Origin of the sequence: Paenibacillus sp. FSL H8-0168, from assembly GCF_038592955.1 — a bacterium.
Taxonomy (GTDB): Bacteria; Bacillota; Bacilli; order Paenibacillales; family Paenibacillaceae; genus Paenibacillus; species Paenibacillus polymyxa_B.
The window spans coordinates 5,076,274-5,102,500 of the sequence record NZ_CP151948.1 but is presented as its reverse complement, the minus strand read 5'-3'; the positions used below and the strand labels follow the sequence as shown (position 1 = coordinate 5,102,500).

The following is a 26,227-nucleotide window of genomic DNA, read 5'->3' as shown; positions in this document are numbered from 1 at the left end:
TCAAACTCCGAATGCCATAGATTTAGTTCCGGGAGTCAGACAGTGAGTGCTAAGATCCATTGTCGAAAGGGAAACAGCCCAGACCATCAGCTAAGGTCCCCAAGTGTGTGTTAAGTGGGAAAGGATGTGGAGTTGCACAGACAACCAGGATGTTGGCTTAGAAGCAGCCACCATTGAAAGAGTGCGTAATAGCTCACTGGTCGAGTGACTCTGCGCCGAAAATGTAACGGGGCTAAACACACCACCGAAGCTATGGCTTGATGCATTGCATCAGGGGTAGGGGAGCGTTGAATGCGGGTTGAAGGTGTACCGTAAGGAGCGCTGGACTGCATTCAAGTGAGAATGCCGGTATGAGTAACGAAAAGATCTGTGAGAATCAGATCCGCCGAAAGCCTAAGGGTTCCTGAGGAAGGTTCGTCCGCTCAGGGTAAGTCGGGACCTAAGGCGAGGCCGATAGGCGTAGTCGAAGGACAACAGGTCGAAATTCCTGTACCACCGTAATCCGTTATGAGCAATGGGGTGACGCAGTAGGGTAGTGACGCGGACTGATGGATGTCCGTCTAAGCAGTGAGGCTGATGTGTAGGCAAATCCGCACATCGTTAAGGCTGGGCTGTGATGGGGAGCGAAAATTGTAGTAGCGAAGGTCATGATCTCAGACTGCCAAGAAAAGCCTCTAGCCAGGAGAAGGTGCCCGTACCGCAAACCGACACAGGTAGGCGAGAAGAGAATTCTAAGGCGCGCGGAAGAACTCTCGTTAAGGAACTCGGCAAAATGACCCCGTAACTTCGGGAGAAGGGGTGCCTCGGTAGGGTGAATAGCCCGAGGGGGCCGCAGTGAAAAGGCCCAAGCGACTGTTTAGCAAAAACACAGGTCTGTGCGAAGCCGCAAGGCGAAGTATACGGGCTGACGCCTGCCCGGTGCTGGAAGGTTAAGGGGAGTGGTAAGCCCTTCGGGGCGAAGCTATGAACCGAAGCCCCAGTAAACGGCGGCCGTAACTATAACGGTCCTAAGGTAGCGAAATTCCTTGTCAGGTAAATTCTGACCCGCACGAATGGCGTAACGACTTGGGCGCTGTCTCAACGAGAGATCCGGTGAAATTTTAATACCTGTGAAGATGCAGGTTACCCGCGACAAGACGGAAAGACCCCATGGAGCTTTACTGCAGCTTGATATTGAATTTGGGTACGATCTGTACAGGATAGGTGGGAGCCGTAGAATCTTGAGCGCCAGCTTGAGAGGAGGCATCCTTGGGATACCACCCTGATCGTATCTAGGTTCTAACTTGGTACCGTGATCCGGTGCGAGGACAGTGTCAGGTGGGCAGTTTGACTGGGGCGGTCGCCTCCTAAAGAGTAACGGAGGCGCCCCAAGGTTCCCTCAGAATGGTTGGAAATCATTCGAAGAGTGCAAAGGCAGAAGGGAGCTTGACTGCGAGACCTACAAGTCGAGCAGGGACGAAAGTCGGGCTTAGTGATCCGGTGGTACCGCATGGAAGGGCCATCGCTCAACGGATAAAAGCTACCCTGGGGATAACAGGCTTATCTCCCCCAAGAGTCCACATCGACGGGGAGGTTTGGCACCTCGATGTCGGCTCATCGCATCCTGGGGCTGAAGTAGGTCCCAAGGGTTGGGCTGTTCGCCCATTAAAGCGGTACGCGAGCTGGGTTCAGAACGTCGTGAGACAGTTCGGTCCCTATCTGTCGTGGGCGTAGGAAATTTGAGAGGAGCTGTCCTTAGTACGAGAGGACCGGGATGGACGTACCGCTGGTGTACCAGTTGTTCCGCCAGGAGCACCGCTGGGTAGCTATGTACGGAAGGGATAAGCGCTGAAAGCATCTAAGCGTGAAGCCCCCCTCAAGATGAGATTTCCCAGTATGTAAGACCCCTTGAAGACGACGAGGTAGATAGGTTGGGGGTGGAAGTGCAGTAATGCATGGAGCTGACCAATACTAATCGGTCGAGGGCTTATCCTAAAATAAAACGCAAATGAGTTTCGGATCCAGTTTTCAGGGTGTAACCTTGAAGGTAGAATTTACGATGTAAATTCATGTTTGGTGGCGATAGCGGAGGGGTTCCACACGTACCCATCCCGAACACGACCGTTAAGCCCTCCAGCGCCGATGGTACTTGGACCGCAGGGTCCTGGGAGAGTAGGACGTCGCCAAGCAAAAGTGAAAAGGATGATAATCTCATTGAGATTATCATCCTTTTTTTATGCGTTTTTAGATGACCACCTGTTTCTAAGGTTGACAGAGAGAATGGGGTTTGCCACACTCTAAGTGTGTAATCTTTTTATGGATGCCCAAGTATACAAGCGAGGTGACGAAGTTATGGAGATCAGACAATTACAACGTAAGGAATTTGAAGCGGCTATTGAATTATCTCAATATGCTTTTCAGTTTACAATGTCCCTGGAGGATCTGGAGAAAGCTAGGAAGAAGTTCAAACCAGAGCAAACATGGGGAATATTCGACGGACATGAATTGAATGCTAAACTGACTTTGTTACCGCTACAGGTATACATAAACGGTCAGGTTTTTGATATGGGAGGCATTGCTGGTGTGGCAACATGGCCAGAAAGGCGTCGCGGAGGCATGGTTTCACGTTTGTTGACGCATGCGCTTGAAGAGATGAAGTCTGCGGGACAAAGCCTTTCTTTTCTGCATCCCTTCTCCTTTGCCTTCTATCGTAAATTTGGATGGGAAACGTATATTGAATACAAGAAGTATGTCATTCCCATTGAAAAATTCCCTGCAAAACTTAAAACAGAAGGTACAGTCAAACGCGATGTCAAAGATATTTTAGAAATGGACCAAGTGTATCAAGCGTATGCATCTCGTTATAATGGCACGCTGGTACGAGATAAGGAATGGTGGCAAGAGCGGATTTTAAAGGAGAACTATCGAACTGCGATATATTACTCAGAAACAGGCGAACCTCAGGGATATGCACTATACAAAATTGAAGATAAACAGTTGAATTGTGATGAGTTGGTTTATGAAAATGAGGCGGCCCGTCAGGCTTTATGGACTTATTTTGCAAATCATGACTCCATGATAACCCATGGTAAATTTATTTACGTTCCAGCAGATGACAATCTGCCATTTTTACTTGATGATCCGCGAATTCAACAGGAGACCGTGCCTTATTTTATGGGCCGTATTGTGGATGCAGCTGCTTTTGTAGAAAGATACCCTTTTGAGCAGGTTGGAGAGGAAACACGTTTAACCTTAAATCTGACAGATCGATATGCACCATGGAATGAAGGAGTATGGAGATTAACAATTACTACGGAAGGGCAAGGACATCTGGAGAGAGTGGATACAAGCAATTCATCTGAAAACGCTATGGTAGCTGACTTGAAACTTGGGATTCAGTCATTGACGACTCTGATGCTTGGCTACCAGCAGGCTGATGATCTGTATAAGTGGGGGCGTATTGAAGGGGACAGTGAATCTGTGTCTGCACTTAAACGTGTAATACCAGTAAAACAAACGTTCTTATTGGATTTTTTCTGATAAAGGCCCATTTAGGTCTTCTTATGCTTCGTTTTTCAGGAATATAACTTGTGTGATTATTATAATTTTCAAAACTCTTTCTGTAATTGGGAAGAGTTTTTTTATGGTATTGTATAAAACATAATTAGATTGCGAAAAATGGTATTGACCCCTTGGCAAAAATGAATAATGTGCTATAATATGAATATAGTCAAAGAAAGTCAAAGTCAATCAAACCTCGTGAGGTTCTGTAGAAGTATTTTGGTGGATTGGCCGTATAAAGTAATTTTGATAGCAAAGAAGCAAACGAGGATCGAAATGATTTGCGTATAGTTAGGAACTGCCTTTTATGAAAATAAGAGAAGTGTATGACTAATCGCAAATAAAGGCCACACTAGAGACAAAACGGTACAATTCCAATGAGTGTAGAATAGGCAACAGCCTGAATACAGCTTAGATTCGTGACTTTACCGTTTGGTTAAGTTCAATATACGGCGGACTCTGTGGAGCGTGAAATGTACTTGAATACTTGCGTTTCCGTTAGTGGAGGATGATGAAATGCGCAATGTTTCCGATATTATTGAACAATATTTAAAGAGTATATTGCTGGAAAGTCCCCAAGGTTTAGTGGAGATTCAGCGCAATGATCTGGCTGACCGCTTTTCCTGCGTGCCGTCGCAAATTAATTATGTAATTAGCACCCGGTTTACGCTGGAAAAAGGCTATGTGGTGGAAAGTAAACGCGGTGGCGGGGGCTACATTCGTATTCAGCGAATTCAGCTGCCTGCACAGCATGCCATCCATACACATCTTCATCAGAGCATCGGGGAGGAAATAAGCCAATCGGCAGCAGAAGGACTGATTTATCAGTTAGAGGAGGCCCATTTTTTAAGCAAAAGGGAAGCTAATCTAATGAAGGCTGCTTTATCTAGGGATACATTATTACTGAAGCTTCCCTATCGTGATCAACTGCGAGCAAGATTGCTTAAGGCTATGCTGATCTCGTTGCTGGCGACCAAATAGTGTGTGAATAGAGACTAACGTTTGGATGTAGGGATTGGTATAAATCCTGACATTAAAGGAGGTGCTTTTATGCTGTGCCAAGAATGTAATATGCGGCCGGCAACTTTGCATTTCACCAAAATTGTGAATGGCGAAAAGACAGAGTTTCATATTTGTGAGACGTGTGCCAAGGAAAAAGGGGAGATGATCCCTGGAACACCTAACGGCTTTTCGATTCATAGCTTGTTGTCGGGGATGCTGGATTTTGACTCCAGTACAAAGAGCCAGTCTCCAGGCCACAGTGGTCCGCAAAACCTGCAATGCAAGGATTGTGGCATGACCTATGCACAGTTTAGTAAGCTGGGACGTTTCGGATGCCCGTCGTGCTATCAATACTTTGATAGTCGTCTGGACCCTCTGTTCAAGCGTGTGCATGGCAGTACGAATCATGTTGGTAAAGTTCCGGTTCGCACTGGAGGCCGCCTGAAGGTTAAACGGCAAATTGACGATTTGAAAAAAGAGATGCAACAGCATATTGTACAGGAAGAATTTGAATCAGCTGCTGAGCTTAGGGATCAAATCAGAGAGCTTGAAAAAGAAATGACTGAAGAGTAAAGTTTGTGAAGAGTAGGAGGGATGCGTAATGCCCAATATTCGGTTTACGGAGAAGCCGCTAAGTGACTGGATGCGTGGTGATGCTGCGGATTCGGAGATTGTCATTAGCAGCCGGGTGAGAATTGCGCGTAACTTGCAGCATCTGCCTTTTCCCATGCTTGCTACCAATCAGCAGTCGGAAGAAGCACTTCAACGCTTAACGGATATCCTTCAGTATGATGATTTAGGTGGTTTTGGTACTTTTCATACGTTGAAAATATCCGAGTTGGATGAGATCGACAAGCGGGTGCTGGTTGAGAAGCATTTGATTAGTCCTAATTTGGCGAACGAATCTCGTAACGGTGCTGTTTTAATTAGCGATGATGAATCGGTTAGTGTTATGATAAACGAAGAGGATCATCTGCGAATCCAGTGCTTATATCCGGGATGTCAGGTTAGGGAAGCTTGGGAACGCGCTATGATTATTGATGATGCATTTGAAGCGCATGTTGATTATGCATTTGATGATCGGAGAGGTTTTCTGACCAGTTGTCCGACGAATGTCGGCACAGGTATGAGAGCTTCGGTGATGATGCATTTGCCTGCATTAGTCATGACTCATCAAATCAATCGTATATTGTCTGCTGTTTCACAGGTAGGTCTTACGGTTCGCGGCATTTACGGTGAAGGTAGCGAAGCTGTCGGAAATTTGTTTCAGGTATCTAATCAGATTACACTAGGACAAACCGAAGCGGAAATTATAGAGAATCTACATGGCGTGGTGCTACAAATTATTGAGCACGAGCGTTCTGCCAGAGAACGGCTAATGAATGAATCCATGCTGCGAATTACAGATCGGGTGATGCGTTCGTTCGGTATTTTGTCATATGCAGCAGTATTGGATTCCAAGGAGGCTGCACAGCGGCTGTCCGATGTGCGTCTTGGCGTAGATTTAGGAATTTTGGAGCGTCCTTCCACCGCAGCGATGAATGAGCTGAATGTGATGACACAACCCGGGTTCCTGCAAAAAAGCTTTGGGGATAAAATGAATACCGAAGAGCGCGATATGTACCGGGCGAAGCTGATCCGGCAAAAATTAGGCACAACCCTTTAAGATATAGAATGATCTGAAATACACACTGTGGAGGTGCAGGATATATGATGTTTGGAAGATTTACGGAACGTGCACAGAAAGTGCTTGCTTTGGCTCAGGAAGAAGCTGTTCGATTGGGACACAACAACATTGGCACAGAGCACATATTGCTAGGCCTCATTCGTGAAGGTGAAGGAATAGCAGCGAAAGCCTTAATTGGTTTAGGACTGGGACTGGAAAAAATCCAGGATGAAGTGGAAACGCTGATTGGACGCGGTCAAGAGCAACCGACGAACATTGCCTATACTCCACGCGCCAAAAAAGTCATCGAACTGTCTATGGATGAAGCCCGCAAACTGGGCCATACCTACGTAGGTACAGAACATATTTTGCTTGGTCTTATTCGTGAAGGCGAAGGCGTAGCAGCACGTGTACTGAATAACCTGGGCATTAGTCTGAACAAAGCGCGTCAGCAAGTGCTTCAATTACTCGGTAGCAGCGAGGCTGTTTCCAGCCATCACGGTGCTCCAGCTAATGTCAGCACGCCAACTCTGGACAGTCTGGCACGCGATCTGACGGCATCTGCGAAGGAAAACAACCTGGACCCTGTTATTGGGCGTAGCAAGGAAATTGAACGCGTAATTCAGGTACTCAGCCGCCGTACAAAGAACAATCCGGTTCTGATTGGTGAGCCTGGGGTAGGTAAAACGGCGATTGCCGAAGGATTGGCCCAAAAAATCATAGCGAATGAGATTCCCGAAACGTTGCGTGACAAGCGCGTAATGACACTGGATATGGGTTCTGTGGTAGCAGGCACCAAGTATCGTGGTGAATTCGAGGATCGTTTGAAAAAAATTATGGACGAGATTCGTCAAGCGGGTAATATCGTGTTGTTCATTGATGAGCTGCATACGCTGATTGGTGCTGGTGGAGCGGAAGGCGCAATTGATGCGTCCAACATCCTGAAACCTGCTCTGGCGCGTGGCGAGCTGCAATGCATCGGTGCGACCACGCTGGATGAATACCGCAAATATATTGAGAAAGATGCTGCTTTGGAGCGTCGTTTTCAACCCATTACAGTGGATCAACCTTCTCCAGAAGAGGCGATTCAAATCTTGTATGGTCTGCGTGACCGTTACGAAGCGCATCACCGTGTAAAGATCACAGATGAGGCTATTGAAGCGGCCGTAAAATTGTCAGATCGTTATATCACCGACCGCTTCCTGCCAGATAAGGCTATTGACCTTATTGATGAGGCGGGCTCCAAAGTAAGGCTGAATTCTTACACTGTACCGCCAAACCTGAAACAGCTGGAAAACCGTCTGGAAGATATCCGTAAGGAAAAGGATTCAGCGGTACAAAGTCAGGAGTTTGAAAAAGCGGCAGCGCTGCGTGATACAGAGCAAAAAATCCGTGAAGAGTTAGACGTGACGAAAAACCAATGGAAAGAACAACAGGGTCGTACAGATTCCGAAGTTACCCCAGAGGATATCGCTCAAGTCGTTGCAATCTGGACAGGTGTTCCAGTCAGCAAGCTGAAAGAGGAAGAAACACACCGCTTGTTGAATATGGAAGAGTTGTTGCATGAGCGGGTAATTGGACAGGATGAAGCAGTTAAGGCAGTAAGCCGGGCGATTCGCCGGGCACGTGCCGGACTGAAAGATCCGAAGCGTCCAATTGGTTCCTTTATTTTCCTCGGTCCAACTGGGGTTGGTAAAACAGAGTTGGCACGCGCCTTGGCTGAATCCATGTTTGGAGATGAAAATGCGGTTATCCGTATCGATATGTCCGAATATATGGAGAAACACTCCACGTCCCGTCTGGTAGGGGCGCCTCCAGGGTACGTTGGATATGAAGAAGGCGGTCAACTGACTGAGAAGGTACGTCGTAAGCCATACTCTGTTGTGTTGCTGGATGAAATTGAAAAAGCACACCCAGAAGTATTCAATATTCTTCTGCAAGTGCTGGAAGATGGTCGTCTGACAGATTCCAAAGGTCGTGTCGTTGATTTCCGTAATACACTCATCATCCTAACATCTAATGTTGGTGCACAGGCGATTAAACGTAACTCCACGCTTGGTTTTACAGCTGTAGTGGACGCTGGAGCGGATTACGATAATATGAAGGGCAAAGTGATGGATGAACTGAAGAAAAGCTTCCGTCCTGAGTTCTTGAACCGGATTGATGAAATTATCGTTTTCCATTCTCTCGAAGAAAAACATATTGCCGAAATTGTATCACTCATGTCTGAGGAGCTGCGTAAGCGCCTGAATGAGTATGAGGTGGACTTCGAGTTGACAGACAACGCTAAAAAATTCCTTGCCAAGGAAGGCTTTGATCCAGCGTATGGTGCGCGTCCATTGCGTCGTGCAATCCAGAAGCATATTGAAGATCGCCTGTCCGAGGAACTGTTGACTGGCAACATTACTAAAGGTGACTCACTCTTCATTGATGAGGAGAACGGTGCATTGACTGTAACCAAAAAGGATAATGTATCTGCCAAGTCCTAAAGCAGTTTACTAAATAAGATAGCAGAAAAGGGTGTCTCGCAAGCTGGAAAGCTATTGCGAAGACACCCTTTTTGTGTATAAAACACGGTGAAAAGGTTGGGTAAATGCTTTGGGAAAGTTTGTGATATTGCTTTACGTCCGCCAAGCTTCAATGGTAAACTTTTATTGTTACAGCTCTTTCTGGGCTGTATGAACATAAATTTGACATCATCGTCGTCAATAAGGAGCCAGGGAACAAAGTATGGCTAAAGTGAAAACTAAATTTTCCTGTACGGAATGTGGTTATGAATCGCCCAAATGGTACGGAAAATGTCCTGGATGCCAGGCATGGAATTCCATGGTCGAAGAAACGGAAAGCGTTGTAAAAACTCAAGGAATGGGGTCTTCCCTTCTTACTCATAGCACAAAAGACAAGCCACTCCCTATTATAGAGGTGGAGAGTGGCAAAGAAACACGAATTTTGACGGGAATTGGCGAATTGAATCGAGTACTCGGTGGAGGTGTGGTGCCGGGTTCACTCGTTTTGGTGGGCGGTGATCCGGGAATCGGTAAATCTACGCTCATGCTGCAAACATCTAATGAACTGGCTTTAACTGGTTTAAAGGTGCTGTACGTGTCTGGTGAGGAATCTGTCCGTCAAACGAAACTCCGTGCAGATCGGCTCGGTGCCTTGTCCCCCAGCCTATACGTATTATGTGAGACGAATTTGGAGACGATTGAAGAAGCGGTGGACAGCTTGAAGCCGGAGTTTTTGGTCATCGACTCGATACAGACTGTATATTTGCCTGAGGTGACGAGTGCACCAGGTAGTGTGGCTCAGGTGCGGGAGTGTACTTCACGCTTTATGCGAATTGCCAAGGGGCTAGGTATTGCTACGGTATTGGTAGGACATGTGACCAAGGAAGGGGCCATTGCTGGTCCACGTTTGTTGGAACATATGGTTGATTGTGTACTTTATTTTGAAGGAGAGCGTCATCATACGTATCGGCTTTTGCGTGCAGTTAAAAACCGTTTCGGTTCTACAAATGAAATTGGTATTTTTGAAATGGCTGAAAGCGGTTTGCGTGAGGTGTCGAATCCTTCTGAACTATTCCTGTCTGAACGACCACTGGGGGTGGCGGGTTCTACTGTTGTAGCCAGTATGGAAGGAACCCGACCTGTATTGGTTGAACTGCAAGCATTGATTGCAGCTACGCATTTTCCCTCTCCACGCCGAATGGGCACAGGAGTCGACCATCATCGAATGGGATTAATCATAGCCGTGCTAGAAAAGCGGATGGGCATGTTTTTGCAAAACCAGGACGCTTATCTCAACGTAGCCGGAGGCGTGAAGTTGGATGAACCGGCGGTGGATTTGGCTATAGCTGTGAGTATTGCTTCCAGCTTTAGGGATGCTCCTACAAAGCCGTATGATGTGATTTTTGGCGAGGTGGGGCTGACAGGTGAGGTGCGTGCGGTATCCCGAGCGGAACAGCGAGTACGAGAGGCGGAGAAACTAGGTTTCAAACGGGTGATCATGCCGGAGAAAAGCTTGAAGGGCTGGACACATCCGAAAGGGATACAAATTATAGGAGTAGGAACGGTGGCAGATGCACTGGCAGCCGCATTAGATTAGGGGGCATTGAGAATGAAAGAAGCGAGCCAACTGGATAAAATGAACGATTTGCTGCGGCTTGTGGCACCGGGAACTCCCTTTCGCGACGGGTTGGAAAACGTTTTGCGTGCCAAAACGGGTGCTCTTCTGGTCGTTGGCTATAGCCCAGAAGTTATGGAAGTCGTGGATGGCGGTTTCTCCATCAATTGTGATTTTTCGCCGAACTATTTGTATGAATTGGCTAAAATGGACGGCGCAATCATATTGAGCGAGGATTTAAAACGAATTTTATATGCCAATACACAACTGATTCCGGACTCCTCCATTTCTTCTATTGAAACAGGAATTCGGCACCGGACAGCAGAACGAGTTGCAAAGCAAACTGGCAAATTAGTTGTGTCTATTTCCCAGCGGCGTAATATTATTACCTTGTATCAGGGGACATTACGGTATGCGCTCAAGGAAATCGGAGTTATTTTAACGAAAGCTAATCAGGCTATTCAGACGTTAGAAAAATATAGATCCGTGTTGGGGCAAGCCTCTACCAATTTGACAGCATCTGAATTTGAAGAGCTGGTTACCATGCCAGAAGTCGTTAATGTCATCCAGCGGATCGAAATGGTGCTGCGCATCAAAATGGAAATCAAACGATTTATTAACGAGCTCGGAAATGAGGGCCGTCTGATTAGTATGCAGATGGAAGAGCTTGTCAGCAATATTGAGGAAGAAGCTTGGTTGCTGTATAAGGATTATGCCAAAGACGATAGCGACGAGAAGATTCGTGAAATTATATTGGGACTCAAACGTTCTACGGACGACGAATTGTTGGATGTGAATCATATTGTACGTTTACTAGGCTACCCTTCTTCAGCTGCGACATCAGAGGAGTATATTGCTGCACGTGGCTATCGGGTACTGAACAAGATACCGCGTTTGCCGAATGTGATTATTCATAATCTGGTGGAGCGGTTTGGACGTTTTCCACATGTCATCACAGCAACGATAGAAGAACTGGATGAAGTGGATGGTATTGGAGAGGTTCGTGCGCGTACGATTAAAGAAGGTCTTAAACGTTTGCAGGAACAAGTTTTCATTGACAGGCAAATGTAAATGTAATACAGTGAAAGGATTATAATGGAACAATTCATACATTGAGGTGAAGAGATGATTACCAAATCAATTCCGAACATGTGTACCTTAGGTAACTTGTTTCTCGGAATGATCGCCATTTTATTGGCTGTAGACGGAAAATACAGTCTTGCCGCTATTATGGTTATTGTCGCCATGTTGTTGGACGGACTGGATGGAAGAATGGCCCGGGTCCTGAATGCCCAAAGCGAATTCGGTAAAGAACTGGACTCCTTATCAGATATGATATCTTTTGGTGTTGCTCCCGCAGTTATTATGTACATGGTTGCTTTTCATGATGCGAATTCGGCTCTCGCTTGGACGGTTACTGCCATTTTCCCTATGTGCGGAGCGTTGCGTTTGGCTCGATTTAACGTACGTCCTGGTGTACCAGGTTATTTTACGGGTTTGCCAATTCCGGCAGCAGGTGGCGTATTAGCCACTTTGTCCTTATTTCATAACGATATTTCATTGTTATACATGTCGATTGCCATGTTGCTGGTTTCTTATTTGATGGTCAGCTCCATGAGATATCCGAATTTTAAAAAGGTCGGCCTTCCGAAAAAGGCGATCTGGGTTGCTCCATGGGTCGTAATTGCAGCGGTGGTGTTGGCTGTTAAATTCCCTGACCAGCTGTCGAAGCTGATTTTTGTACCGCTGGTGCTGTATGCATTGTATGGTATGAAGCTGAACATTCGTAAGCTGTCACGCAGACGTGGACGTGATCGGGAGCGTTCCAGTCAGGAAGAACAGGACGATCAATATCGTCATTCACAGCGCTAGTATCAAGCAAGAACAAGAATAAGCATTTATTTCCTTGAATCATTTTAGGGAGATAAATGCTTTTTTTTTATGCATAAAAAGTGAAAACACAGGGTTAGTTATGTGGGAAATGGATCATACTGGTAAGAGAAATGCTATGTATCCAATAAGCAGCAGACTATATGCAACGAAAATAAAGGAGGTATAGAGACTCAATGTGGAGAAAGGCTATTTTAACTTTTACAGGATTGTGCGGAGCATGGTTTGGCTATACGTTATACCAGCGGGTAGGAGGCATTGTATCGTGGATGCCACAATGGTTGAGTGATGGGTCTTTACCGGGAATGATTGTTTGGATGATGGCGGGAGCAGTGCTATTTATGGCTGGGTGTTCATTCGCAGGGGCATCCGTGGCAAATCGATTGCAGCAGGGCATTGAAGGCTTGGTACGAATTCCGATGAACGAGATGATGGCAGGTGTGATTGGTTTAGCGGTGGGATTGATGCTTTCCTTAGCAGTTTATCCGCTTTTTTCATGGTTGGGGGCCCCAGGTCAACTTATCCAGACCGCTGTTACCGTGATATGCGGATATGTAGGATTGATGGTTGGACTAGAAAAGCGGGACGAGCTGTCATCCTTTTGGAGTTCTGGTTTTTTTGGTCGGGGAACGGGTGTAGAAGAACGCAAGCTGGAGGAGCATAAAATATTGGACACCAGCGTCATTATAGATGGGCGTATTGCAGATATTTGCAAGACAGGTTTTATTGAAGGAACGATTGTGATTCCTGAATTTGTGCTGGAGGAGCTTCAGCATATTGCAGATTCATCAGATTTACTTAAGCGTAATCGTGGACGCCGGGGTCTGGATATTTTGAATAAAATCCAAAAAGAGCTGGATGTGAATGTGCTCATTTACGAAGGTGATTTTGAGGAAATTTCAGAGGTCGACAGTAAGCTGGTCAAGCTGGCAAAGGTGTTGCAGGGTAAAGTTGTAACTAATGATTTTAACCTGAATAAAGTATGCGAACTGCAAGGTGTATCGGTGCTGAATATTAACGATTTGGCGAATGCAGTGAAGCCTGTCGTATTGCCCGGCGAGGAAATTATGGTGCAGATTATTAAAGACGGCAAGGAGCATGGGCAGGGTGTAGCCTATCTGGATGATGGCACGATGATTGTTGTGGAAGGCGGACGTGACTATATTGGCTCTCTGATGGAGGTACTGGTCACGAGTGTACTTCAGACCTCTGCCGGCCGTATGATCTTTGCTAAACCAAAATTATTGGAAAAAGCTCAATAAACGCGGTATGATGAAGTAGATGTGTTATCATACGGATCGTCCAAAGCGATCAGGGCAGGAGTTATTTGAATGAACAATCGGGTAGGAGTTGTCATTGTGGCAGCAGGGCGCGGCTCCCGTATGGGGACGCAGGAGAGCAAGCAATTTCTGCTTTTGCGGGACAAGCCCATCTTCATACATACACTTGAAATATTCGCAGCTATGCCCGAAGTGGATGAAATGGTGATGGTGACTGGGACAGGAGATGTGGAACGCTGCCGTGATTGGATTCATCAATACAAAATCGGTAAAAATGTACGGGTGGTGGCTGGTGGCAATGAACGCCAGCATTCGGTTTATCGCGGTCTGCGCCACTTACAAGCGGATTGGGTGATGGTGCATGATGGTGTGCGTCCACTCATTCAACCTGAGCTTGTACGTTCATGCCTTGAGGCAGCCCAGCGTACTGGTGCTTCTGTAGCGGCAGTACCTGTAAAGGATACGGTCAAGCAAGTGAACGGGGATGGTATCATTACAGCAACGCCGGATCGCCGAAGTCTGTGGAGTATTCAAACGCCACAGACTTTTCGTCTTTCCGATCTGCTGCGAGCCTATGAGGAAGCGGAGCAGTCGGGATTCTTGGGAACAGATGATTCTATGCTGATAGAGCGGCTAGGAATTCCGGTTACTGTCGTTCAAGGCAGCTACAAGAACATCAAAATTACTACGCCTGAGGATTTGGATATGGCGGCGTTATGGGTAAAAACAGAGGGAGAGGATATAAATTGATCAGAGTGGGACAAGGATTTGACGTCCACCAGCTGGTGGAAGGAAGGCCATGCATCATCGGAGGTGTGAATATTCCGTATGAAAAAGGTTTGTTGGGCCATTCCGATGCAGACGTGCTGCTGCATGCCATTAGTGATGCTATCCTAGGCGCGCTTGGCTTGGGAGACATCGGGAAGCATTTTCCGGATAATGACCCAGAATTTAAGGATGCCGACAGTCTTAAGCTACTGGAGCATGTGTGGGGGCTAGCTAAAGAGCGAGGATATCGCTTGGGGAATATTGATTCTACGATTATCGCACAAAAGCCCAAAATGGCATCGTATATTCCGCAGATGAATGAAGTCATTGCACGGGCTTTGGAAGCAGAGGAGCTATCCCAGGTGAACGTCAAGGCGACCACGACAGAGCAACTCGGGTTTCCCGGACGGGGTGAAGGAATCGCGGCTCAATCGGTTGTCTGTCTTATCAAGTAAATGCTATCATCTTGAGTAATTCAATTTGGAGGAGATTATATGAGCACGGAAGTTCGTGTACGCTATGCACCAAGCCCTACAGGGCATCTGCACATTGGAAATGCCAGAACGGCATTATTTAATTATTTGTTTGCTCGCAATCAAGGTGGAAAATTTATTATTCGTATTGAAGACACAGATGTGAAGCGCAATATTGAGGGCGGAGAAGAAAGCCAACTTAAATATTTGAAATGGTTGGGTATGGACTGGGATGAGAGCGTAGACGTGGGAGGCGAGTTTGGACCTTATCGTCAGACGGAACGCTTGGACATATATAAAACGTACTGGCAGGATTTGCTGGATCGTGGTTTGGCTTATCGCTGTTACTGCACTGAAGAAGAGCTGGAGCGCGAGCGTGAAGAACAGACGGAACGTGGGGAGACACCACGCTATTCTGGAAAGCATCGTGATCTAACAGAAGAACAGTGCCAGGCATTCGAAGCAGAGGGCCGTGTACCAAGTATTCGTTTTCGCGTACCGGAAGATCGTGAATATACGTTTGATGATATCGTTAAAGGTCAAATTACGTTTAATTCCAAGGAAAGCGGCGATTTTGTTATCGTCAAAAAGGATGGTATTCCGACATATAACTTCGCTGTAGCGGTTGACGATTATTTGATGAAAATATCGCATGTACTACGGGGCGAAGACCATGTTTCCAATACACCGCGGCAGTTGATGATCTTTGAAGCTCTCGGCTGGGAACCGCCACGATTCGGTCATATGACGCTGATTGTAGGCGAGGATCACAAAAAGCTCAGTAAGCGTAACGAATCCATTATTCAGTTCATGGAGCAGTATGACAAGTTGGGCTATTTGCCAGAAGCTATATTCAACTTCATTGCACTACTGGGCTGGTCCCCGGAAGGCGAAGAAGAGATCTATGATCGGGAACAACTGATTTCGATTTTCGATCCTAATCGTTTGTCCAAAAGTCCAGCTGTGTTTGATACCAATAAGCTTGCTTACCTGAACAATCACTATATTAAAAAGGCTGATCCTGAGCGTATTGCCAGCATGGCGATTCCACATCTCCAGGCAGCGGGGCTGTTGCCGACTGACCTGTCTTCGGAACAACTGGATTGGGCTAAGGCCCTTGTTCGTTTATACCAGGAACAGATGACTTCTGCATCCGATATTGTAGCGTTGTCTGAGTTGTTTTTCCGTTCACATCTGGAGCTGGATGCTGAAGCAGTAGCTGTATTAGCCGAAGAGCAGGTTCCTGAGGTACTTAGAGCTTTTACAGGTAAAGTTGAAACGAGCGAGGAATTTACAGCTCCACAAATGGCTAAGCTGATCAAGGAAGTTCAAAAGGAAACGGGTTTTAAGGGAAAACAACTATTCATGCCGATTCGTGTGGCTCTTACAGGCCAAACGCATGGACGAGATCTGAATGAAACCATCTTTTTGCTCGGACGTGACAAGGTACTAGATCGTCTCAAGGCACAAATTAAAGGCTGATATTTCTTGTCAATTTGTTGTCTTTTCGCTATAATGACTCCATTGATACGGATTGATATTTACGTGTAAAGGCTGCGAACAGGAGAAGTACACTGCATATGGGCATCTGCCAGAGAGGACGGTCGAGGGGAAACTCCAGGCTGAGAGCCGTCCAGATGACCTGCGGAGGAAATGCGCCTGGGAGCCGTGCGCCCGAACTTTCATTAGCGTCAAATGCTGATGTGACAAGGGCGTGCCGAGTCGTTCCCGTTACAGGACGCCAAAGACGGACTGTCTGCTTTTTATGCAGCAGATATGTTCGAAGCAGAGTGGGACCACGTTCATGCGTCTCTGCAGCTTAGGCTGCGGAGACGCTTTTTCTTTTTTATCAGACTCAGACTCGTTATAGATTGAAAAATGTCGAAGAGTGCTGGTGGATGCGAAAATTGGCGGAACGTGAAGTGTTGTGATGATGCGGCAAGGATATGAAGGGAATAGGAGGGCGACATGTTCAGACATTTCAAATCCGACATTCAGACTGTTTTGGATAATGATCCGGCCGCCCGGAGTAAGCTGGAGGTCATTTTTACGTATTCCGGCGTTCATGCCCTTTGGGCACATCGAATCGCACATTGGTTTTATTTGCGAAACTGGTGTACTCTAGCCCGTGTTATATCCCAGGTATCAAGGTTTATGACAGGCATTGAAATTCATCCTGGGGCTCGTATCGGAGATCGGCTGTTCATTGATCATGGCATGGGAGTTGTCATCGGTGAAACCTGTGAGATTGGCGACGATGTCATATTGTATCAGGGGGTCACACTCGGCGGGACTGGGAAAGAGAAAGGGAAGCGCCATCCGACCATTGGGAATAATGTTGTTATCGGCTCCGGTGCAAAGATATTAGGTTCTTTCACGATTGGGGCACAATCCAACATTGGCTCTAACTCGGTTGTGCTCAAAGAAGTTCCACCAAACAGTACGGTGGTGGGCATCCCTGGGCGAGTTGTCAGACAGGATGGTAGGCGTCCAGACCGACTTAGTCATCAATTGCCTGATCCGGTTGTGGACTCTATGCGAGAACTTCAACGGGAAATAGAACGTTTGCGTGCAGAAATGTCTGATTTGAAGGATGGGGCATCTGCTCAGAAACATCAGGTGACCCAAGAGAATAAATTAGAAAAATGATTTTCATGAGGGAGGAATATAACAATGCCGCTTCAAATTTATAATACAATGACGAGGAGTCGGGAGCCTTTTGTGCCACTGGAGCCTGGAAAGGTTAAAATGTATGTATGCGGACCTACCGTGTATGATTACATTCATATTGGCAATGCACGACCTGTAATTGTATTTGACGTGGTGCGCAGCTACCTGGAGTACTTGGGCTATGATGTAAACTATGTGGTGAATTTTACGGATGTCGATGATAAATTAATCCGCAAAGCTCGGGAACTTGATATGGAGGTTTCGGCAGTTGCTGAGAAATTTATTGCTGCCTACCATGAGGATCTGGCAGGATTGAATGTTCCTGCTGCCAGTATGAACCCTCGTGTAACAGAGAGCATGGACCTGATTATTGATTTTATTAAGGAATTGGTAGACAAGGACTATGCCTATGAGAATGATGGCGATGTGTTCTATCGAACCAAAAAGTTCAAAGATTACGGACAATTGTCAGGTCAAAATCTGGAAGAGCTTCAGTTCGGTATTCGCATCAATGTGGATGAACGCAAGGAAAATGCTGAGGACTTTGTACTCTGGAAGGCAGCGAAACCGGGCGAAATTTATTGGTCGAGCCCTTGGGGAGATGGACGACCAGGCTGGCATATCGAATGCTCTGCTATGGCTCGCCATTATTTGGGGGATACACTGGATATACATGGGGGCGGACAGGATCTGCAATTTCCGCATCATGAATGTGAATGCGCACAATCCGAAGTGATCACGGGTAAGCCATTATCTCGCTACTGGATGCATAACGGCTATATTCGCATAGATAATGAAAAAATGTCGAAATCACTCGGTAATGGTATTTTGGTTAAAGATTTGCGCGCTCATCACAAGCCGGAGGCTTTACGTTATTTTATGTTGTCGACGCATTACCGGAATCCGTTGAACTACAACCAAGAGACTATGAGTCAGGCGGAGAACAGTGTCGAGCGGATCGCCAATGCAGTTGCCAATGTGAAGCATCGTTTAGCTAATGCGCTGGAAGGTAATGGGGGAGTATCGACGGAACTGCAAACGAAGCTCGACGGAATTTTGAAGCAGTTTGGCGAAAAAATGAATGATGATTTCAATACACCTGATGCGATTACTGCTGTATTTGATTGGGTTAGCGAAGCAAACCATTTGTTGCAGCGAGATGTCGTACATCAGGCGGAACTACAAGCTGTATTGCATACCTTTCAATCGATGAATAACGTTCTTCGCATTTATTCGGAACCGAGTGAAGAGTTGCTGGATGACGAAATTGAGCAGTTAATTGCAGAACGTGTCGAAGCTCGTAAGACCAAAAACTGGGGTAGAGCTGACGAAATTCGCGATCTGTTGGCTGCAAAAGGCATTGTGCTTGAAGATACGGCGCAGGGTATGCGGTGGCGGCGAAAATGAGTGATAAGCCACTGAAATCAGGAGCATCGGCAGGTACGGGGAACTGGTTCCCGTACCCTGCGTCCAAGCCAGCTCGTTTGATGCCCCCCATTGCACTAGCTTATATTGGTGATGCAGTGTATGAGGTAGCTGTCCGGCAATATTTGTTGGCACAGCCCAACCTGCGTCCAAATCATCTGCACCGCCGAGCCACAGGGCTAGTCTCCGCCAAGGCGCAGAGTCGCATGTTGGGGCTATTGGAAAAGGTACTGACGGAAGAAGAACGCGATATTGTGCGACAAGGAAGAAATGCTAAATCAGGAAGTTTGCCCAAAAATGCTGATGTGCTTGAATATCGGCACGCCACTGCACTGGAAGGGTTGATTGGATCTCTTTATTGTGATGGACATTTGGACAGATTAAGAGAGTTGATTACGTACGGAATTGCACAGATGGAAAATACAGAAAAATCATAAATGGGAACGGACTGGATGGAACAAGCATCGGCCGTTTCCCGGGAGGAAGCTAGAGATGGAAGAAGAATGGATTGCCGGTAAGCATTCGGTAACGGAGGCATTGCGTTCAGGCAGAACGATAAATAAAATATGGATTGCGGATAATGCACAAAAACATTTGACGCTGCCGATTACAGCTGAGGCCAAAAAAGCAGGAATTATTGTCTTGCAGGTAGACAAGCGTAAGCTGGATCAAATGGTTCCGGGCATTCAGCATCAGGGAGTGGTCGCGCAAGCTGCGCCTTTTGCCTATGTTGAAGTGGAAGAATTGCTCGCCACTGCTCGTGATAAGGGAGAAGAGCCGTTTTTAATTTTGCTGGATGAGATTGAAGATCCTCATAATTTGGGCTCCATCCTTCGTACAGCGGACTGCACTGGAGCACATGGTGTTATTGTGCCGAAAAGGCGCTCTGCAGCTGTAACTGTAACAGTGTCCAAAACATCGGCAGGTGCTGTGGAGTACGTCCCGGTGGCGCGTGTAAACAATCTGGGACAAACCATTGATCGTCTTAAAGAAGAAGGTGTATGGGTAGTTGGCACGGATGTTACAGCGACAGATCCTGTCTTTGGGAATGGAGTATTCACGGGGCCAGTAGCCATTGTCATTGGTAACGAGAATAAAGGAATGGGCCGTTTGATCCGTGAAAAATGCGATGTACTCGTCAAGCTGCCAATGGCGGGGCAAATTAATTCCCTTAATGCTTCTGTAGCTGCGGGTGTTGTCATGTACGAAGTATTGCGCGGACGACAGGCACGGGGCTAACGATATGGCTGACACGCGGGATGTTCTGCTTGTGGACGGTTACAACATGATTGGAGCCTGGCCCGAACTTTCCGCACTGGTACAATCTGGTATGCAGGAAGCGAGGGACAGACTTCTTGAACGACTGGCGGATCATCAGGCGTATTCCGGCAGAAGAGTCATCGTCGTATTTGATGCTTACAGGGTGCCAGGATTAGGTAAAACTTTTGCTCAGAGCAAAGTCCAGATTTATTTTACCAGAGAAAAAGAAACTGCTGATGAGTGCATCGAGCGATTGGTTCGGGAGCTGAGCAGTAAGAGAAGAAGTATTTACGTAGCGACAAGCGATCAGGTAGAGCAACATGTCGCATTTGGACAAGGTGCACTCAGGGTGTCGGCGCGGGAATTACTGATCGAGATTGAGGAATCCGAAAGGGAAGTGCAGAAGCGAATCCAGCAGGATAGTGCCAAATTGTCCCGTAACTCGCTAGATGCCAAACTGAGTCCGGAGCTTCGAAAGTTGTTTGAACGATGGAGAAGAGAATAAACCAATAATTGGGCACTCCTCCATTTTGAAACCATTGACAATTTTGTTAGCGCTCTTCTTTTTTAGGTTGTTGTGGTTGACGGTATCAGGTTACATCGCGTATACTTGTCCTATATTTGAGAGAGTAACGGGTACCTTGCGTTGCAGCCGGAGGGATTGTTAGTGAGTGTGGACCTCAAGGATATCATGTTGTCAAAGTTTGATTACAAAAATGATGAAGACATTGTCGGAGCAGTCCATGAAGGTGATGGGGAAGCACTGGAGTTTCTGATTAACAAATACCGGAACTTTGTGCGGGCCAAGGCCAGATCCTACTTCTTGATTGGTGCTGATCGCGAGGATATTATTCAGGAGGGCATGATTGGTCTCTACAAATCCATTCGTGATTTTAAGGGAGACAAGCTTGCTTCGTTCAAGGCTTTCGCCGAGTTGTGCATTACACGACAGATTATTACGGCAATTAAGACGGCTACACGACAAAAGCACATTCCTCTGAACTCTTACGTATCTCTGGACAAACCCATCTATGATGAAGAGTCAGACCGCACGTTGCTCGATGTGATTTGCGGAACACAAGTAAGTGACCCTGAAGAGCTGATAATCAATCAGGAAGAGTTTGTGGGCCTTGAGGACAAGATGTCCGAGATTCTGAGCGAGCTGGAACGCAAGGTACTTATGTTGTATCTGGACGGACGTTCGTATCAGGAGATTGCAGAGGATCTTGACCGCCATGTGAAATCCATTGATAACGCGCTGCAACGGGTCAAGCGTAAACTTGAAAAGTATCTGGAAGTAAGAGATAGTTGAAAGTAGAGGCTGACAGGGAAAAGGCTCGAGTCCGAGTCTTTTTTTATTCGTTATGGGTAGGCTATGCAGGTTTATAAGTGTTACAAATGATTTATACTAAAAAAGATGAATAATAGATATCGCCTTGATTTTTGAAGCAGCTTTTCGGAGAACAGTTTTAAAGGATGCACAGATGTTAAAATGCACCACAGCCGGGACTGCGAATTGTATGCAAACATTCGTTGACATGGAAAACCCCGTGTGATAAAGTGTTTTAGGTAGGCCTAAATTCGCGGTTTTTTTTAGGATCAATTATGAGACTTCCGGTGTTGGATGTCTTCGGGAGGTGCACATCATGCGGGTAATTATTACTTTGGCTTGTACAACATGCAAACAAAGAAATTACACAACGACGAAAAACAAGCGTAATCACCCCGACCGCATGGAGATGAAGAAATTCTGTAAGTCCTGTAACGAACAGACTTCTCATCGGGAAACCAGATAGTTTTTGGAGGTGTAGTCGGCGTGAAACGCAGTTTCAAGTCTCTGTTTTCCTTTTTCTCTGAAAGCTGGGCTGAACTCAAGAAGGTTCGCTGGCCCAATCGTAAAGAACTGACCAACTATACGTTGATTGTCATAGGGACAATTGCGTTCGTCACGATTTATTTTTGGGTTCTCGATATCGGCATTTCCGCTGTGATCGAAGCGATTATCTAGGAAGGGTTCCAGGTGGCTTGATATGGAAAAAAGATGGTACGTCGTTCATACCTATTCAGGGTATGAGAACAAAGTCAAAGCCAATTTGGAAAAACGCGTTGAGTCCATGGGCATGGAAGACAAGATATTCCGTGTTCTTGTTCCTATGGAAGAAGAACTGGTAACCAAGGACGGTAAGAAAAAAACCGTTATGCGTAAAGTCTACCCTGGTTATGTCTTAGTCGAAATGGTCCAAACCGACGACTCTTGGTATGTTGTACGCAATACACCAGGTGTTACGGGATTTGTAGGGTCGACAGGCTCGGGTTCCAAACCGACGCCATTGCTTCCAGAAGAAGTTGAACAGATTCTGAAGCATATGGGCATGGTAGAGCCGAAACCGAAGATTGAATTCGATGTTAAGGAATCCGTGCGAATTAAAGTTGGTCCTTTTGCGAATTTTGTGGGCTCCGTGGAAGAAATTTTGGTTGAGAAGAGCAAGCTTAAAGTTCACGTCAACATGTTTGGACGGGAAACCCCGCTTGAGTTGGATTATACTCAAGTGGAGAAAATATAGATTTTTCTTACAGGTTTCTTGTGGGAGGATCGATAGGTCCGTCTACCACTATTGAGTCAAGGAGGTGTCATCCATGGCAAAAAAGGTAATTAAAATGGTAAAACTGCAGATTCCTGCAGGGAAAGCTAATCCAGCGCCTCCAGTAGGTCCAGCTTTGGGTCAAGCAGGTGTCAACATCATGGCATTCTGTAAAGAGTTCAATGCTCGTACTGCTGATCAAGCAGGCCTGATTATTCCGGTTGAAATTTCGGTATTTGAGGATCGTTCTTTTACGTTCATCACCAAAACTCCACCGGCTGCTGTTCTGTTGAAAGTTGCTGCTAAAATCGAAAAAGGTTCCGGTGAACCGAATAAAACGAAAGTTGCAACTGTAAATCGCGCTGCTGTTCGTCAAATTGCAGAGCAAAAAATGCCTGACCTTAACGCAGCTTCCGTAGAATCGGCAATGCGTATGGTTGAAGGTACTGCTCGCAGCATGGGTATCACCATCGTAGATTAATTTTATTAATCTACGTGTGCCGGCAGTTTGACTGTCCGGCAAGTGTGGGAGGAATATCCGCTAATACCACATAAGGAGGAAAACATTATGGCTAAACATGGTAAGAAGTACCTGGAAGCTGCTAAGCTGATTGACAGCGAAGCAACTTACGAGCCTTTAGAAGCCGTTGAACTGGTGAAAAAGGCTGCGACTGCGAAATTCGACGAAACCGTTGAAGCAGCAGTTCGTCTGGGCGTAGATTCCCGTAAACAAGACCAGGCTGTTCGTGGTGTTGTTGTCCTGCCGCACGGTACGGGTAAAACACAACGCGTTCTGGTATTTGCAAAAGGTGACAAAGTGAAAGAAGCGGAAGCGGCTGGCGCTGATTTTGTTGGCGATCAAGATATGATCAACAAAATCCAACAAGGCTGGTTCGAATTCGACGTCTGCGTTGCGACACCTGATATGATGAGTGAGGTTGGTAAACTGGGTCGTTTGCTCGGTGGTAAAGGTTTGATGCCTAACCCTAAAGCAGGCACAGTTACTTTCGACGTTGCCAAGGCTGTTCAAGAAATTAAAGCCGGTAAAATCGAATACCGTCTCGACAAAGCCGGTCAAATTCACGCGCCAATCGGCAAAGCTTCCTTCAGTGCTGAACAGCTGAACGAGAATCTTAAAGCCTTGGTTGAAGCCTTGAATCGTGCGAAGCCAGCGGCTGCTAAAGGTGTATACCTGAAAAACATCGCTATTTCTTCGACTATGGGACCAAGTGCACGTGTGAACGCATCTGTTTACAGATAATATTTTGATTGACATGTTCAATCAAATTTGTTATTCTATAAAAGTTGTGAGTCCTTGTGACTGACCATTAAAGTTGAATATGCTTACCGTAGACAGTAGGTGCCTTTGGGCTTAATTTCCTACCGAGGTGTTATGATAGAACGTTTCATGTGACGGGCTTGTCCCGTCCATGTAGATTTATCAAGCCTTCGTACTCTACGGAGGCTTTTTTCATGCTTATGAAAGCAAGCTTTGTAAGATCACCAGATTGGGTGCTTCGAACAAAGCGGATAAATTGATCAGGAGGTGTACAGTTTGGCAAATGCAAAGGTGATTCAAGCAAAACAAGAAGCTGTTGAAGTTGTAGCTGCAAAATTGCGCGAGAGCGTAACGACTGTGGTTGCAGACTATCGCGGTCTGAATGTTGCCCAAGTAACTGAGCTGCGTAAGCAGCTTCGCGAAGCCGGAATCGAATTTCAAGTGCTGAAAAACACACTGCTCCGCCGTGCAACTGCGGCAGCAGAATTGACTGAACTGGACGCAGTATTGACAGGTCCTACTGCAATCGCGTTCGGCAAAGATGATGCAGTGTCTGCAGCTAAAATCTTGAACGATTTCGCTAAGAAGAACAATGCACTGGAACTGAAAGGTGCAGTTGTAGAAGGTCGCGTTATCGGTGTTGAGGAAATCAAAGCACTGGCAGAACTGCCATCCCGCGAAGGTCTCCTTTCCATGCTCCTCAGCGTGCTTCAAGCTCCTGTGCGCAACTTCGCGCTTGCAGTTAAAGCTGTTGCAGAAAAAGAAGAGCAAAGCGCATAAGTTAGGGATTAAACCTGCTGTATAGCAGTTGAGAACAAAAAAATACGAATTTAAATGGAGGTTCAACCATGAGTAAAGAGCAAATCTTGGAAGCAATTAAAGGTATGTCCGTATTGGAACTGAACGATCTCGTGAAAGCAATCGAAGAAGAATTCGGCGTAACTGCAGCAGCTCCAGTAGCTGTAGCAGGTGGCGCAGCAGGTGGCGCAGCTGAAGCTGAGCAATCCGAGTTCGACGTAATCTTGACAAGCGCTGGCGCTTCCAAAATCAACGTTATCAAAGCAGTTCGCGAAATCACAGGTCTTGGCCTGAAAGAAGCAAAAGAACTGGTTGACAACGCTCCAAAACCACTGAAAGAAAAAATCGCTAAAGAAGAAGCTGAATCCATTAAAGCAAAATTGGAAGAAGCAGGCGCTTCTGTAGAAGTAAAATAATTGACTGCTTTCTAGCAGACAATGGACTAAAACAAACCCCTTGAGGTGATCTTCAAGGGGTTTGTTGCTGTAAAACGGTAGTACCAGCATGTCTGAAAGGTTATTGTAAAGGCTATGATGGTAGTACAACCGAAAGAGGTGGGCATGAATGGCTGATCATTATTACTCCAAGCGGCCAGAGACGGCGCATGAACGACGGAGCCTGGAAACAGTGCTGCGGGGGCGGTCATACCGTTTTGCCAGCGATTCAGGCGTTTTTTCGAAGCAGGGAATTGATTACGGGAGTCGTGTGCTAATTGAAGCGATGCAGCTTCCTGCACAAGCCTCGGTATTGGATGTAGGATGCGGTTACGGCCCGATTGGTCTGGCGGCAGCCGCGCTTGTCCCAGAGGGACACGTTACAATGGTTGATATTAATGAGCGAGCCGTTCAACTTGCGATAGAGAATGCGGAACGTAATGGGGTTAAGAATGTCACCATTAAGCAAAGCGATTTGTTTGCGGAAGTGAAGGATGAACGCTTTGACGTGATCTTGACGAATCCTCCTATACGTGCAGGAAAAGAAACAGTGCATACCATTTTTGAGCTTGCTTATGAGCATTTAAACGAAGGTGGAGCTTTGTGGGTAGTTATTCAGAAAAAGCAGGGGGCCCCTTCGGCGAGTGCTAAGATAGAGAGCCTTTTCGGTCATGTAGAGGAAGTTACAAAGGATAAAGGTTATCGAATTTTGAAGGCTGAAAAAAGTTTTTAAGAAAATGCAATAGGACCATTGACATGAATCCTGGTCTGTGATATTATTATAAAATGTCAGTATTAGGATGCCCTCCATGGCTTTAGTTTGTTGAAATGTCAATAGATTTATGCGTAGTAGGTATAGTATTTATCTCTATTACGTATAATACAACCATTTTGGGCAAATCTACAAGTGATGAAGATCTTCCGGTAAGAGGATTCTGCAGATACGGTGCTCTTTTTTCGAATGCATTCGAGTAAGGGCTTTTCTGTATTTGTAAGATTGAATCTTCTGTATGTGTCTTATTATAAGGTCACAAACAG

26 protein-coding genes, 2 rRNA genes and 1 other annotated feature (1 of these 29 cut by a window edge) are annotated in these 26,227 nt (G+C 46.2%); all 28 genes read left to right on the top strand.

Annotated features, from left to right (window positions below; genetic code table 11):
- Nucleotides 1-1,974 (top strand): 23S ribosomal RNA (locus MHI21_RS22670) (it extends 955 nt beyond the left edge of the window).
- A 77-nt stretch (nt 1,975-2,051) separates the two neighbouring features.
- Nucleotides 2,052-2,168: ribosomal RNA gene (gene rrf, locus MHI21_RS22665) — 5S ribosomal RNA — on the top strand.
- Between the two features lie 163 nt (nt 2,169-2,331).
- Complete coding sequence (locus MHI21_RS22660) at nt 2,332-3,519, top strand: GNAT family N-acetyltransferase (RefSeq protein ID WP_342418941.1); 1,188 nt, start codon at nt 2,332-2,334, stop codon at nt 3,517-3,519.
- Between the two features lie 537 nt (nt 3,520-4,056).
- Nucleotides 4,057-4,521, top strand: a complete 465-nt coding sequence (locus MHI21_RS22655) for a CtsR family transcriptional regulator (protein ID WP_013312188.1) — start codon at nt 4,057-4,059, stop codon at nt 4,519-4,521.
- Between the two features lie 69 nt (nt 4,522-4,590).
- Nucleotides 4,591-5,115, top strand: coding sequence for a UvrB/UvrC motif-containing protein (locus MHI21_RS22650; protein ID WP_023990574.1), 525 nt, complete (start codon nt 4,591-4,593; stop codon nt 5,113-5,115).
- 28 nt (nt 5,116-5,143) lie between these two features.
- Nucleotides 5,144-6,208, top strand: coding sequence for a protein arginine kinase (locus MHI21_RS22645; protein ID WP_039274956.1), 1,065 nt, complete (start codon nt 5,144-5,146; stop codon nt 6,206-6,208).
- A gap of 44 nt (nt 6,209-6,252) precedes the next feature.
- Nucleotides 6,253-8,697, top strand: a complete 2,445-nt coding sequence (gene clpC / locus MHI21_RS22640) for an ATP-dependent protease ATP-binding subunit ClpC (protein ID WP_023990572.1) — start codon at nt 6,253-6,255, stop codon at nt 8,695-8,697.
- Nucleotides 8,698-8,938: 241 nt separating this feature from the next.
- A complete protein-coding gene (gene radA / locus MHI21_RS22635; RefSeq protein ID WP_013312184.1) occupies nt 8,939-10,312 on the top strand; it encodes a DNA repair protein RadA in 1,374 nt (457 codons plus the stop codon).
- Between the two features lie 12 nt (nt 10,313-10,324).
- The gene (gene disA, locus MHI21_RS22630; RefSeq protein WP_013312183.1) at nt 10,325-11,401 is read left to right on the top strand and encodes a DNA integrity scanning diadenylate cyclase DisA; all 1,077 of its coding nucleotides are present in this window, start codon (nt 10,325-10,327) and stop codon (nt 11,399-11,401) included.
- Nucleotides 11,402-11,455: 54 nt separating this feature from the next.
- Entirely contained in the window at nt 11,456-12,202 is a 747-nt protein-coding gene (gene pssA / locus MHI21_RS22625; RefSeq protein WP_025723803.1) for a CDP-diacylglycerol--serine O-phosphatidyltransferase, read from the top strand.
- 194 nt (nt 12,203-12,396) lie between these two features.
- A complete protein-coding gene (locus MHI21_RS22620; RefSeq protein WP_254330788.1) occupies nt 12,397-13,482 on the top strand; it encodes a PIN/TRAM domain-containing protein in 1,086 nt (361 codons plus the stop codon).
- Nucleotides 13,483-13,551: 69 nt separating this feature from the next.
- Nucleotides 13,552-14,250 carry a 2-C-methyl-D-erythritol 4-phosphate cytidylyltransferase gene (gene ispD / locus MHI21_RS22615; RefSeq protein ID WP_039274950.1) on the top strand — a complete coding sequence of 233 codons (699 nt, stop codon included), beginning with the start codon at nt 13,552-13,554 and terminating at the stop codon, nt 14,248-14,250.
- Nucleotides 14,247-14,723 (top strand): 2-C-methyl-D-erythritol 2,4-cyclodiphosphate synthase, encoded by a 477-nt coding sequence (gene ispF / locus MHI21_RS22610; protein WP_025723806.1) that lies wholly within the window; start codon nt 14,247-14,249, stop codon nt 14,721-14,723. The genes ispD and ispF overlap by 4 nt, the downstream gene beginning before the upstream one ends.
- Before the next feature lie 39 nt (nt 14,724-14,762).
- A complete protein-coding gene (gltX, locus tag MHI21_RS22605) occupies nt 14,763-16,223 on the top strand; it encodes a glutamate--tRNA ligase (protein ID WP_342418940.1) in 1,461 nt (486 codons plus the stop codon).
- Nucleotides 16,224-16,709: 486 nt separating this feature from the next.
- The gene (gene cysE / locus MHI21_RS22600; RefSeq protein ID WP_069290484.1) at nt 16,710-17,390 is read left to right on the top strand and encodes a serine O-acetyltransferase; all 681 of its coding nucleotides are present in this window, start codon (nt 16,710-16,712) and stop codon (nt 17,388-17,390) included.
- A 24-nt stretch (nt 17,391-17,414) separates the two neighbouring features.
- Nucleotides 17,415-18,818 carry a cysteine--tRNA ligase gene (gene cysS, locus MHI21_RS22595; protein WP_342418939.1) on the top strand — a complete coding sequence of 468 codons (1,404 nt, stop codon included), beginning with the start codon at nt 17,415-17,417 and terminating at the stop codon, nt 18,816-18,818.
- On the top strand, nt 18,815-19,273 hold the full coding sequence (locus MHI21_RS22590) for a ribonuclease III domain-containing protein (protein WP_341162976.1): 459 nt from the start codon (nt 18,815-18,817) through the stop codon (nt 19,271-19,273). Before cysS ends, MHI21_RS22590 begins: the two co-directional genes overlap by 4 nt.
- A 55-nt stretch (nt 19,274-19,328) precedes the next feature.
- Nucleotides 19,329-20,075: a 23S rRNA (guanosine(2251)-2'-O)-methyltransferase RlmB gene (gene rlmB / locus MHI21_RS22585; protein ID WP_013312173.1), complete on the top strand. Its 747-nt coding sequence runs from the start codon at nt 19,329-19,331 to the stop codon at nt 20,073-20,075.
- 4 nt (nt 20,076-20,079) lie between these two features.
- Nucleotides 20,080-20,601 carry an NYN domain-containing protein gene (locus tag MHI21_RS22580; RefSeq protein ID WP_007432599.1) on the top strand — a complete coding sequence of 174 codons (522 nt, stop codon included), beginning with the start codon at nt 20,080-20,082 and terminating at the stop codon, nt 20,599-20,601.
- Nucleotides 20,602-20,763: 162 nt separating this feature from the next.
- Nucleotides 20,764-21,408, top strand: coding sequence for an RNA polymerase sporulation sigma factor SigH (gene sigH, locus MHI21_RS22575; RefSeq protein WP_016324748.1), 645 nt, complete (start codon nt 20,764-20,766; stop codon nt 21,406-21,408).
- A gap of 334 nt (nt 21,409-21,742) precedes the next feature.
- The gene (gene rpmG, locus MHI21_RS22570) at nt 21,743-21,892 is read left to right on the top strand and encodes a 50S ribosomal protein L33 (protein WP_023990562.1); all 150 of its coding nucleotides are present in this window, start codon (nt 21,743-21,745) and stop codon (nt 21,890-21,892) included.
- Between the two features lie 20 nt (nt 21,893-21,912).
- Complete coding sequence (gene secE, locus MHI21_RS22565) at nt 21,913-22,104, top strand: preprotein translocase subunit SecE (protein ID WP_013312170.1); 192 nt, start codon at nt 21,913-21,915, stop codon at nt 22,102-22,104.
- Between the two features lie 22 nt (nt 22,105-22,126).
- On the top strand, nt 22,127-22,660 hold the full coding sequence (gene nusG, locus MHI21_RS22560; RefSeq protein ID WP_007432596.1) for a transcription termination/antitermination protein NusG: 534 nt from the start codon (nt 22,127-22,129) through the stop codon (nt 22,658-22,660).
- 73 nt (nt 22,661-22,733) lie between these two features.
- The gene (gene rplK / locus MHI21_RS22555) at nt 22,734-23,159 is read left to right on the top strand and encodes a 50S ribosomal protein L11 (RefSeq protein ID WP_007432595.1); all 426 of its coding nucleotides are present in this window, start codon (nt 22,734-22,736) and stop codon (nt 23,157-23,159) included.
- An 87-nt stretch (nt 23,160-23,246) separates the two neighbouring features.
- Nucleotides 23,247-23,939: a 50S ribosomal protein L1 gene (gene rplA, locus MHI21_RS22550; protein ID WP_013312169.1), complete on the top strand. Its 693-nt coding sequence runs from the start codon at nt 23,247-23,249 to the stop codon at nt 23,937-23,939.
- Between the two features lie 68 nt (nt 23,940-24,007).
- Nucleotides 24,008-24,159, top strand: a sequence feature (ribosomal protein L10 leader region).
- A 74-nt stretch (nt 24,160-24,233) separates the two neighbouring features.
- The gene (rplJ, locus tag MHI21_RS22545; RefSeq protein ID WP_013312168.1) at nt 24,234-24,737 is read left to right on the top strand and encodes a 50S ribosomal protein L10; all 504 of its coding nucleotides are present in this window, start codon (nt 24,234-24,236) and stop codon (nt 24,735-24,737) included.
- A 68-nt stretch (nt 24,738-24,805) separates the two neighbouring features.
- Nucleotides 24,806-25,171, top strand: a complete 366-nt coding sequence (rplL, locus tag MHI21_RS22540; RefSeq protein WP_010348819.1) for a 50S ribosomal protein L7/L12 — start codon at nt 24,806-24,808, stop codon at nt 25,169-25,171.
- Nucleotides 25,172-25,319: 148 nt separating this feature from the next.
- Nucleotides 25,320-25,922 carry a class I SAM-dependent methyltransferase gene (locus tag MHI21_RS22535; RefSeq protein WP_061831395.1) on the top strand — a complete coding sequence of 201 codons (603 nt, stop codon included), beginning with the start codon at nt 25,320-25,322 and terminating at the stop codon, nt 25,920-25,922.
- Nucleotides 25,923-26,227 lie beyond the last annotated feature (305 nt).

Excerpts from the sequence above, each read along its gene's own strand:
- MHI21_RS22660 (WP_342418941.1), top strand. The coding sequence starts at position 2,332 with ATGGAGATCAGACAATTACAACGTAAGGAATTTGAAGCGGCTATTGAA.
- MHI21_RS22655 (WP_013312188.1), top strand. The coding sequence starts at position 4,057 with ATGCGCAATGTTTCCGATATTATTGAACAATATTTAAAGAGTATATTG.
- MHI21_RS22650 (WP_023990574.1), top strand. The coding sequence starts at position 4,591 with ATGCTGTGCCAAGAATGTAATATGCGGCCGGCAACTTTGCATTTCACC.
- MHI21_RS22645 (WP_039274956.1), top strand. The coding sequence starts at position 5,144 with ATGCCCAATATTCGGTTTACGGAGAAGCCGCTAAGTGACTGGATGCGT.
- clpC (WP_023990572.1), top strand. The coding sequence starts at position 6,253 with ATGATGTTTGGAAGATTTACGGAACGTGCACAGAAAGTGCTTGCTTTG.
- radA (WP_013312184.1), top strand. The coding sequence starts at position 8,939 with ATGGCTAAAGTGAAAACTAAATTTTCCTGTACGGAATGTGGTTATGAA.
- disA (WP_013312183.1), top strand. The coding sequence starts at position 10,325 with ATGAAAGAAGCGAGCCAACTGGATAAAATGAACGATTTGCTGCGGCTT.
- pssA (WP_025723803.1), top strand. The coding sequence starts at position 11,456 with ATGATTACCAAATCAATTCCGAACATGTGTACCTTAGGTAACTTGTTT.
- MHI21_RS22620 (WP_254330788.1), top strand. The coding sequence starts at position 12,397 with ATGTGGAGAAAGGCTATTTTAACTTTTACAGGATTGTGCGGAGCATGG.
- ispD (WP_039274950.1), top strand. The coding sequence starts at position 13,552 with ATGAACAATCGGGTAGGAGTTGTCATTGTGGCAGCAGGGCGCGGCTCC.
- gltX (WP_342418940.1), top strand. The coding sequence starts at position 14,763 with ATGAGCACGGAAGTTCGTGTACGCTATGCACCAAGCCCTACAGGGCAT.
- cysE (WP_069290484.1), top strand. The coding sequence starts at position 16,710 with ATGTTCAGACATTTCAAATCCGACATTCAGACTGTTTTGGATAATGAT.
- cysS (WP_342418939.1), top strand. The coding sequence starts at position 17,415 with ATGCCGCTTCAAATTTATAATACAATGACGAGGAGTCGGGAGCCTTTT.
- MHI21_RS22590 (WP_341162976.1), top strand. The coding sequence starts at position 18,815 with ATGAGTGATAAGCCACTGAAATCAGGAGCATCGGCAGGTACGGGGAAC.
- rlmB (WP_013312173.1), top strand. The coding sequence starts at position 19,329 with ATGGAAGAAGAATGGATTGCCGGTAAGCATTCGGTAACGGAGGCATTG.
- MHI21_RS22580 (WP_007432599.1), top strand. The coding sequence starts at position 20,080 with ATGGCTGACACGCGGGATGTTCTGCTTGTGGACGGTTACAACATGATT.
- rpmG (WP_023990562.1), top strand. The coding sequence starts at position 21,743 with ATGCGGGTAATTATTACTTTGGCTTGTACAACATGCAAACAAAGAAAT.
- nusG (WP_007432596.1), top strand. The coding sequence starts at position 22,127 with ATGGAAAAAAGATGGTACGTCGTTCATACCTATTCAGGGTATGAGAAC.
- rplK (WP_007432595.1), top strand. The coding sequence starts at position 22,734 with ATGGCAAAAAAGGTAATTAAAATGGTAAAACTGCAGATTCCTGCAGGG.
- rplA (WP_013312169.1), top strand. The coding sequence starts at position 23,247 with ATGGCTAAACATGGTAAGAAGTACCTGGAAGCTGCTAAGCTGATTGAC.
- rplL (WP_010348819.1), top strand. The coding sequence starts at position 24,806 with ATGAGTAAAGAGCAAATCTTGGAAGCAATTAAAGGTATGTCCGTATTG.
- MHI21_RS22535 (WP_061831395.1), top strand. The coding sequence starts at position 25,320 with ATGGCTGATCATTATTACTCCAAGCGGCCAGAGACGGCGCATGAACGA.